This window comes from Actinomadura latina NBRC 106108, from assembly GCF_001552195.1.
Lineage (GTDB): Bacteria > Actinomycetota > Actinomycetes > Streptosporangiales > Streptosporangiaceae > Spirillospora > Spirillospora latina.
This window is the reverse complement of the sequence record NZ_BCQS01000047.1, coordinates 43,309-52,805: the sequence shown is the minus strand read 5'-3', so window position 1 is coordinate 52,805 and position 9,497 is coordinate 43,309. Positions and strand designations below refer to the sequence as shown.

The window sequence follows — 9,497 nt, the reverse complement described above, 5'->3', positions numbered from 1 at the left end:
GAGGAAGCTGTACGGCCAGCTCGACTGGGCCTCTCAGGTCCAGCTCTGGTACGACAAGCTCCGCGAAGTCATCGACGGCTACCAGCCCGACATCATCTACCAGGACTTCAACCTGGGCCGGATCGACGAGTCGCAGCGCCTCAATTTCCTGGCCCACTATTACAACCAGGCGATCTCCTGGAACAAGGAAGTGGTCGCCACCTACAAGGACGGGTTCAACAACAGGGGCGAGGTCTACGACTTCGAGCGCGGCGGGCCGGCCGACATCCAGGCTCCGTACTGGCTGACCGACGACAGCGTCTCCAGCTCCAGCTGGTGCTACACCGCGGGCATCGGCTACTACTCGACCAACGCCATGCTGCACTCGCTGATCGACCGGGTCAGCAAGAACGGCAACATGGTGCTGAACATCGCACCGATGGCCGACGGCACCATTCCGTCCGGGCAGCGGGACATTCTGCTCGGCATCGGGGACCACCTCAAGCGCTTCGGCGAGTCCATCTACGCGACCCGGGCCTGGACGGCCTACGGCGAAGGCCCCACGCAGATGGGCGGCGGCCCGTTCTCCACGCCGCGGGAGGGCACCGGCAAGGACATCCGGTTCACCCGCAGCAAGGACAACACCGTCCTGTACGCGACAGTACTGGGCTGGCCTGGCGGCACGCTCGGCATCACCACGCTGGCCTCGAACCGGATCAACCTGGGCTCGCTGACCTCGGTACGGCTGCTCGGCCCCGCGGCCGGGGAGTCCCTCGACCTGCCCGACCGCAGCCAGGACGGGTCCGGCCTGCGCATCGCGATGCCCTCGGCCACCGCCCCGTTCAGCGCCCGGGCGTATGTGGTCAGGCTGACCTTCTCCGGCCGGATTCCAGCCCTGGACTCGGGTCCGGCTCCGACCGGCTGGGTGCGGATCGCCAACGTCACCAGCGGTCTCGTCCTGGACGGCGGCGGCAACGTGGCCTCCGGAGCCGTGCTCAAGCAGTGGAACTACGACGGCAGCACCAACCTGCAGTGGCAACTGGTGGATGTGGGCAACGGCTACCACCGCATCGTCAACCGCACCAACGGAATGGTCGCCGACAGCTGGGGCGACGCCACCAACGGCGCATCCGCCCGGCAAGCGGCGTGGAACGGCGGCGACAACCAGCAATGGAGGCTGAACGATCTCGGCAACGGCCGCTGCCAGATCGTCAACCGCGGCACCGGCACGGCCTTGGACGGCGCGGGCACCACCACGGTCGGCTCGACCACGATCCTCTGGGCGCCCAACTCCAGCACCAACAACCAATGGACCATCACCGCGGTCTGACACTGCACGGCCTGAGCGGCGGAGCGAATCGGTTCGAGGGACCGTCAGGAGGGCGAGCTCCCGGGGCGTGCGGGGGCGGTCGTGTCGCGCAAGGCGATGGGTGGAGCGACGAGGACGTGGCGGTGCGGGGTGGAGGGGTCGGCGATGCGCTGGATGAGCATCTCGACGGCCTGGGCGCCGAGGTCGTCGGCGGGCACGTCCGAGGCCGTGAGGGGCGGGTGGAGGTTCTCCGCCAGGTCCTGCGCGGCGACGCCGGTGATGGAGAAGTCGCCCGGCACCGTCCGGCCCGCCTTGGCCAGCGCGTGGTACATGCCCGGGATGGCGGCCTCGTTGATGGTGGCGACGGCGGTCAGGTCGGGATGCTCGGCGAGAAGCCGTTCCACGCAGGCCATCCCGGACTGGGCGTCGTCGGCGCAGCAGGTCTGCGCACCGTCCAGACCGCGTTCGTCGACCGCGCGCGCGAAACCGGCCTGGGCGCGGTGACCGGGACCGTACCCCGCCGCCACCAGCTCCGCGGAGCGGTTGACCAGGGCGATGCGGCGATGCCCCAGGTCGGCCAGGTGATGGACGCATCGGGAGATCAGCGTTTCGTAGTCGATGTCGACCCAGGACATCTCCTCCGGGCGGGCGGTGCGGCCGATGCCGACGAACGGCAGTCCGGACTCGCGCAGGCGGGTGACCCGGTCGTCCTCCAACCGGATCTCCATGAGGACGACGCCGTCCACGCGCCGGCCGCCGACCACGCGCTCGAACGAACGGTCGTGCTCGCCCCCGGACGGCGACAGCAGCACGTCCAGGTCGGCGCGTGCGGCGGCGTCGACGACGCTGGCCACGAAGCCGAGCTGCATGTCGGTCAGGCGCCGGCCGGCCGGCGGGATGACCAGGCCGAGGGTGTGGGACCGGCCCTCCTTGAGCGCCCTGGCGGCGGCGTTCGGCCGGTAGCCGAGCTCGTCGATGATGGCCTGGATGCGCCGCCTGGTCGCCTCCGACACCGGACGCTTGCCGCTGAGGGCGTAGGAGACGGTGCTGCGCGACACGCCCGACCGCCTGGCGATCTCCCCGATGTTCACCGGCGCTCCTCACCTGATTCGACACGTCCAGCCACATGGTAAGTCGAATCGAGTGCGCCTGGGGGCATCTCCTGGACTCCACCGGCTTCCACCAGACCCCATTGACGTGTGCGATGAGCGCGTTTATGTTCAAGCGAATCGATTCGATGCGCAGTGCGGACAGCTCAGCGGGAGGGTCACAACCATGGGATCAGTGACAGCGAGCCGGTCCACGGCCGGCCTGATCCTCGCGGTCATGGCGGCCGCGGGCGGCCTGACCGCGTGCTCCACCTCCTCGGGCGGCGGCCCGGACGCGGCCCAGGGCGGCACGTACACCGTCTGGGATCCCTACCCGCAGTACGACAAGGGCTCCGGCTGGGTGAAGCTGCTGGACGAGTGCGGCGCGCAGGCCGGGGTCAGCGTCAAGCGCACCGCCTACGACACCAGCGACCTGACGAATAAGGCCCTGCTGGCCGCCCAGCAGGGCAACGCCCCGGACCTGCTCATCGAGGACAACCCCGTCGTCTCCACACTGGCGGAGGGCGGCGTCCTCACGACCACGGAGGAGACCAAGCTCGACACCTCGGCCATCGCGCCGAACCTGCTGGCCGCCGGGCAGCGCGGGGGCAAGACGTACGGCATCCCGATCGGCGCCAACACGCTGGCCCTCTACTACAACAAGAAGGTCCTCGCGAAGGCCGGGGCGGACATAGCCTCCGTCAAGGACTGGGCGTCGCTGACCGCCGTTCTCGCGAAGGTGAAGGCCGCGGGCAAGAAGGGCATCACGTTCTCCGCGATCGGCACGGAGGAGGGCAGCTTCCAGTTCCTGCCGTGGTTCTGGGGAGCCGGCGCACAGCTCACCAAGCTGGACTCCCCGGAGGGCGTCTCGGCGTTGGCGCTGTGGGCCGACTGGCTCAAGAAGGGCTACGCGCCCAGCTCGGTCATCAACAACACCCAGACCACGAGCTGGCAGCAGTTCGCCACCGGCGACTACGCCTTCGCCGAGAACGGCACCTGGCAGCTGGCCAACGCCAGGAAGGCGGGCCTCTCGTACGGCATCATCCCGGTCCCCGGCCGGAACGGCGGCACCGCGCCGGCGCCGACCGGCGGTGAGTTCGTGAGCATCCCCGTCCAGAGGGACACCGGCCGCTACGCCACGTCCCAGAAGCTGGTGACGTGCCTGACCAGCACCGGCAACTCGCTCACCACCACGACGACGCTCTCGTACATCGCCCCGACCGCGCAGGTGCGAGCCCAGCAGATCGCCGCCGATCCGGGGCTGAAAGTCTGGGCGGACGCGGTCGAGGCCGCCAAGGGCCGCACCAGTGGCGACCTCGGCACCAAGTACCCGAAGATCTCCGAGCCGATGTGGGGTGCGGTCCAGGCGGCCCTGAGCGGGGCGAAAGACCCGCAACGGGCGATGACCGCCGCGCAGGCCGCGGCCGAGAGCGCGACGCGGTAGGGCCGGGACGGCACAGGATGAACCGAGCCGCACCGACGGCCGCCCGGCCCGCCGCCCGGTCCGCGCCGACGGCGGGACGCGGCGGCCAGAGGGCACCGCGCCGACCCCGGTCCGGGCAGTGGGCGGCATGGGGCTTCCTGACCCCGGTCGCCGTCTACCTGCTGGCCTTCTACGCCTATCCGCTCTACCGGAACCTCGACCTGAGCCTGCGCGACTACACGGTTCGCTCGTTCGTCCAGGGCGACGCGCCCTTCACCGGCTTCTCCAACTACGCCGAGGTGCTGGACGATCCGACGTTCGGGCCCGCGCTGTGGCACACGGCGGTGTTCACTCTCGTGTCGCTGGCCTGCCAGTTCGCGATCGGGCTCGCGCTCGCCGTCTTCTTCCACCGGAACTTCCGGCTGTCGGCCACCCTGCGGGCGCTGTTCCTGATCCCGTGGCTGCTGCCGCTGATCGTGTCGTCCTCGACCTGGTCCTGGATGCTGGACAGCGACTCCGGCGTCGTGAACGCGGCGCTGGGCGCCGCCGGGGTCGGCCCGGTCGGCTGGCTGACCTCGCCGGACTGGTCGCTGTGGGCGGTGACCATCGCCAACATCTGGATCGGCGTCCCGTTCAACCTGGTCGTGCTCTACGCGGGTCTGCAGGCGATCGACCCGGCCCTCTACGAGGCGGCCGAACTGGACGGCGCGAACGGCCGGCAGCGGTTCTGGCACGTGACCTTCCCGCTGCTGCGCCCGGTCTCGGCGATCACCCTCCTGCTGGGGCTGGTCTACACGCTGAAGGTCTTCGACATCATCTGGATCATGACCAGGGGCGGGCCGAGCACGTCCTCCACCACGTTCGCCACCTGGTCGTACCGGCTCGGGTTCGGCAACCTGCTGCCGGCGTTCGGCCCGGGCGCGGCGGTCGGGAACCTGCTCATCCTCGCCGCCCTGGCCTTCGGACTCCTCTACATCCGCGTGCAGCGAAGGCAGGTCCCCACATGAGCGCGTCCCGCCGCCGGTGGAAGACCGTGATCGGACTGGCGCTGACCGGAGTGATGCTGTTCCCGGTCTACTGGATGATCAACGTCTCGTTCACCCGCGACCAGGACATGCGCAAGAGCCCGCCCTCGCTGGTCCCGGTCGGCGGCACCCTGGACGGCTACCGGGCGGTCTTCGACCAGCAGTTGCCCTACCTGGGCAACAGCATGCTCGTGGGGCTGGGCACCGTGGCGCTGACCCTGCTGCTCGCGGCGCCCGCCGCGTACTCGCTGGCCAAGCTGCACCCGCGGGGCGGCGGAGCGCTGAGCTTCGCGCTGCTGATCGCCCAGATGATCCCGGGGATCGTCATGGCGATGGGGTTCTACGCCATCTTCCTCCGCGCCGGGGTGCTCAACACCGTGCCCGGGCTGGTCGTGGCCGACTCCACGCTTGCCGTCCCGTTCGCCGTCCTCGTCCTCACCGCGTTCATGTCGGGCATCCCGGAGGAGCTGCTGCAGGCGGCCCGGGTGGACGGCGCGGGGAACCTGCGGACGCTCTGGTCGATCGTCCTGCCGGTCAGCCGGAACGCGCTCGTCACGGTGTCGCTGTTCGCGTTCCTGTGGGCCTGGTCGGACTTCATCTTCGCCAGCACCCTCGACGGCGGGGGCCGCCGCCGGCCGATCACCCTCGGCATCTACCACTACATCGGCAACAACAACCAGCAGTGGAACGCGATCATGGCCACCGCCGTCGTCGCGTCCGTGCCCGCCGCCGTCCTCCTGGTGATCGCCCAGCGCTATGTCGCCGCGGGCGTCACGGCGGGCGCGGTCAAGCACTGACCCCGCCACCGTGACAGACCACCGCGACAGACCACCGCGACAGACCACCGCGACAGAAGGGACCCGCCTTTCATGGCCGTCGCCGCAGACGAGGCGTTCTCCCTGGAGGAGATCCCCTTCAGCTTTCGCGGATCCTGGTTCGGCTTCTCTCCGGTGGTGAAGGAGAACACGTACGCGCGGGACATCCACCTGGTGTCCCACCAGAACGGCATGCATCCGATCCTGAGGCTGGTCCCCACCGTGGCGGACGCCCGTGCCGAGACGACCGTCGCCGCCACGCCCTACATGCTCACCTGGACCTGCGGCTCCGGCCGGATCGACCTCGCCTACGAGACCCCGGACGCGGTGCGCGTGCGCGGTCGGGGCCTCGGCCTGCGCCTGCTGGCGGCCGACAAGGTCCTGACACCGTTCAGCGGACCGTACTTCTACCGGGACCCCGGTGACGGCTCCTGGGTGTTCACCGTGTACCAGTCAGGACGCCGCTACCGCATCACACTGCTGGCCGGATCGGTTGTCGGGGAACTGGGAGTGCAGGCTCTCGGCGCCACCGAACGCGGCCTCGTGCTGCCGGGCGACGGCAAGCCGTGGGAGCTCGCCATCGAGGAGTACGAGACGGCGCGCGTCCCGTACACGAGCGGCATGCCCTTCACCGGGGCGGTCGAGGCCGCCCGGACGGAATTCGAATCGTTCCGCGACGCGGTGGCACCCTGGCGCAGCGACCGGACGCCCGCCGCCGGGCTCGCCGCCTACGTCCTGTGGTCCGCCACGGTGCGGCCGGCCGGCTTCGTGACCCGGCCGGCCGTCCTGATGTCCAAGCACTGGATGGACAAGGTCTGGAGCTGGGACCACTGCTTCAACGCGATCGCCCTCGCCGACGGCCTGCCGGACCTCGCCTGGGACCAGTTCCAGCTGGTCTTCGACCACCAGGACGCCGCCGGCGCCCTGCCCGACTCGATCACGCACTCCGAGATCCTCTACAACTTCGTCAAGCCGCCCGTCCACGGCTGGGCCCTGCGGCGGCTCGGCCCGCCGCACGAAGGCGAGCGAGAGGCGGTCTACCGGAGGCTGGAGCGGTGGACCGAGTTCTGGCTGGCCTCCCGGCGCGTCCCCGGCCACGAGCTCGCCCACTACCAGCACGGCAACGACAGCGGCTGGGACAACGCGACCACCTTCGACCCCGGACGCGTCGTCGAGACCGCCGACCTGGCCGCCTTCCTCGTCCTCCAGATGCGCGAACTCGCCCGCCAGGCGGCCGGGCTCGCGCGTCCCGGCGCCTCGGCCCGCTGGACCCGGGCGGCCGACCGCATGCGCGACGCGCTGCTCGCCGAACTGTGGGCCGATGACCGCTTCGTCGCCCGCGCCGCGCACTCCGGACGGACCTGGTCGAGCTCCAGCCTGCTCGACCTCGTGCCGATCGTCCTGGGAGACGAACTGCCCGAGACGGTCCGCGCGGCGCTCGCGGCGGCGGTCGAGGCGCATCTGACCCCCTTCGGTCTCGCGACCGAGCTGCCCGGCTCGCCGCACTACCGGGACGACGGGTACTGGCGCGGGCCGATCTGGGCGCCCGCCACGGTCCTCATCGAGGACGGTCTCCGCCGCGCCGGGTACCCGGGCCTGGCCGACGAGATCAGTGCGCGCTTCCGCTCCCTGTGCGAGAAGTCGGGGTTCGCGGAGAACTTCGACGCACGCGGCGGCACCGGCCTGCGCGACCGCGCCTACACCTGGACGGCCAGCGCCTACCTCATCCTCGCCGCCGCCCATGAGCGCCGGGCGACGACGACACCGGGCTCCTCGAACGGCTGACGCGTCCGGCCCGGCGGCGGGACGGCCTCGCCGCCGGGCCGGCTCGCCTCCGAGGACCTAGGCTCCTCTGCCCCAGAGCCGCCAGGTCTGGTTGAGCGGACTGCTCTGGCCGACAGGTCTGCAGGTCCACTGAATGACCGGGGCATGCGCGGCCGTCGAGACGCCGCTGACGTCGACGCACTTGCCACTGTGCCGGGCGACGAGCTGGTAGTCGCGGAGATCGCTGCCGGAGTAGGCGACCCTCCGCAGGGTGAACTGCTGGTTCGCCGCTCCGTTGAGACAGGTCCACTGCTGGACGGCGGCTCCGTCGGCCGTGGACGCGCCGTTGACGTCGAGGCACTTTCCCGTCTGCCGGTTGACGACGGTGTAGGCGCCCTCGGCTCCCTGGACGGGGCGGAAGTCCCACAGTTGCTGGTCGCCGCCCTCGCAGTAGTACTGCTGCTGCTGGTTGCCGTCGGCAGTGCTCAAGTTCGTGTTGTCCAGGCACTGCTGGGAGTGCTGGGCGACCGCGACGGACTGGAAGCCGCTATCGGCGGAAGGAGGCAGGAGCGTGAGCGTGAAGGTGTCGTCGGCGTTGCTGTGCGGCAGATTGATCGTCGTACCGTTGTTCGACAGGGTCACGACACTGTCCTGAACGGTGACCGGGCCCTGGACCGCGCCGCCGCCGTTGTACGGAATGCGCTGAGCGACGACCCGTACCTGGTTGTTCCGCACGATGCCGCTCGTGGAGTCGAGGCGCCGCAGGGCGACCGCGAGGTTGCCCGTCGTGCCCCCTCCGCCGACCAGGATTTTTGCGGCTCCGTCCGCCTTGGTGGCGAACGCGTCGTACGCGGAGCTGGGCGTCACGTCGACGATCCGGCCGGTCTGCGAGCCGTAGAAGCGGTAGACCCACCACTCGCCCCTCGGCAGATGCCGGCCCGCCGAGTCGCGGACGAGCAGGTTCGCCAGGTCGTTGTGCAGGTTCGCGCCGCCCGCCCAGTTGGCGCGCAGGCCGTCGGCTCCGGCCCGCTCCAGCCGCGCGATGTACCAGGCGCCGTCGCCCGGGTTCTGCTCGCTGGACGCCCCGTACTCGTTGATCTGGTACGGGCGCGGGTGCGGGATGCCCCTCGAATCGAGGGTGGTGTTCGCCGCCGCGACATTGGCCACCGGGTCGCCCGGCAGGGCGTGCCAGCTGACGATGTCGGGCACGACGTTGTCGGCGCGGACGAAGTCGAGGAACTGGTTCCACCACGCGTACGTCGTCGACGGGACGCACGCGCAGCTCGGGCCCACGATCGGATGCGCCGGGAAGGCCGCCCGGACGCGCTGGTACGCGCGCCGCCACAGCTCGAAGTACTGGGACTGGGGGCGGTTCCAGAAGAGCGTGATGTTGGGCTCGTTCCAGAGGTCCCACTGCACCGGCACGCCCGTCGCCCGCACATCGTTGATCACGCGCGTGAGGAAGGCGTCGTAGTCGGTCCAGTCGCCGTTGTCCCCGGGGAAGCGGGAGATCGGATAGCCGTCGGCCCCCCACAGGTCGTGGACGAGCAGGACGAACTGACCACCCAGCGCCCGCGTGCGCAGGATCTGCGCGCGGGTCGCGTCCCACCGGCGGTCGTACTTGCCGGACACCCAGCCGCCCGGGCTGTCGAGCTGCGCCCCGCCGGCGCGCATGAAGCGGAACCCGACGTCCCGGTAGAAGTGGTCGGCGGGCGCCGACGCGTCCTCCGTCATCCCGTAGATCCAGCCGGACGCCCGGTAGGCCGGAGCCCCGCCCGCTGTGGAGAAGTCGACGGCGACGGACTCGTCCGCCCCGCGGGCCGGTGCGGCGAGGACGCCGACGGAAGCGGCGACGAGCGCGCAGATGGCCAGTACGGCGGCGAAGACACGGCGCCGTCCGACGAGTGTGGTGTCCACGCGGGTGACTCCTTCGCGATGGGAGCGTGGTCGGATCACGGGGCAGGCGATGAGGCGCCCGGCGGCTCGGGAGCGATCGGGCAGGGGGCCGGTGCGGGCGCGGGCCGGCGGCACCTCGGGGAGCGCGCGGACGGGCGTCCCGTCCGATGGCGGACGATATCGAATCGATTCGAGCGA

General features: G+C 70.6%; 7 protein-coding genes. 5 read left to right on the top strand and 2 right to left on the bottom strand.

Going from position 1 to position 9,497, the window contains the following annotated elements; all coding sequences use genetic code 11:
• Positions 1-1,309, top strand: a 1,309-nt coding sequence (locus AL2_RS35075; RefSeq protein WP_067641485.1) for an alpha-L-fucosidase, incomplete at its 5' end; no start/stop codon positions are given.
• Positions 1,310-1,353: 44 nt separating this feature from the next.
• Here the strand turns inward: AL2_RS35075 and AL2_RS35070 are convergent.
• On the bottom strand, positions 1,354-2,379 hold the full coding sequence (locus AL2_RS35070) for a LacI family DNA-binding transcriptional regulator (RefSeq protein WP_067641484.1): 1,026 nt from the start codon (positions 2,377-2,379) through the stop codon (positions 1,354-1,356).
• Positions 2,380-2,563: 184 nt separating this feature from the next.
• Between AL2_RS35070 and AL2_RS35065 the strand changes: the two genes are divergently transcribed.
• From AL2_RS35065 to AL2_RS35050, 4 genes are all read left to right on the top strand, one after another.
• Positions 2,564-3,820, top strand: a complete 1,257-nt coding sequence (locus tag AL2_RS35065; protein WP_067641482.1) for a sugar ABC transporter substrate-binding protein — start codon at positions 2,564-2,566, stop codon at positions 3,818-3,820.
• 17 nt (positions 3,821-3,837) lie between these two features.
• Positions 3,838-4,806 carry a carbohydrate ABC transporter permease gene (locus AL2_RS35060; protein ID WP_067641480.1) on the top strand — a complete coding sequence of 323 codons (969 nt, stop codon included), beginning with the start codon at positions 3,838-3,840 and terminating at the stop codon, positions 4,804-4,806.
• Positions 4,803-5,621, top strand: coding sequence for a carbohydrate ABC transporter permease (locus tag AL2_RS35055; protein ID WP_067641478.1), 819 nt, complete (start codon positions 4,803-4,805; stop codon positions 5,619-5,621). The genes AL2_RS35060 and AL2_RS35055 overlap by 4 nt, the downstream gene beginning before the upstream one ends.
• Positions 5,622-5,693: 72 nt before the next feature.
• Positions 5,694-7,424, top strand: a complete 1,731-nt coding sequence (locus AL2_RS35050; RefSeq protein WP_067641476.1) for an amylo-alpha-1,6-glucosidase — start codon at positions 5,694-5,696, stop codon at positions 7,422-7,424.
• Positions 7,425-7,481: 57 nt separating this feature from the next.
• On the opposite strand, the gene AL2_RS35045 is transcribed toward AL2_RS35050, so the two are convergent.
• Positions 7,482-9,320, bottom strand: a complete 1,839-nt coding sequence (locus AL2_RS35045; RefSeq protein ID WP_067641474.1) for an RICIN domain-containing protein — start codon at positions 9,318-9,320, stop codon at positions 7,482-7,484.
• Positions 9,321-9,497: the final 177 nt, after the last annotated feature.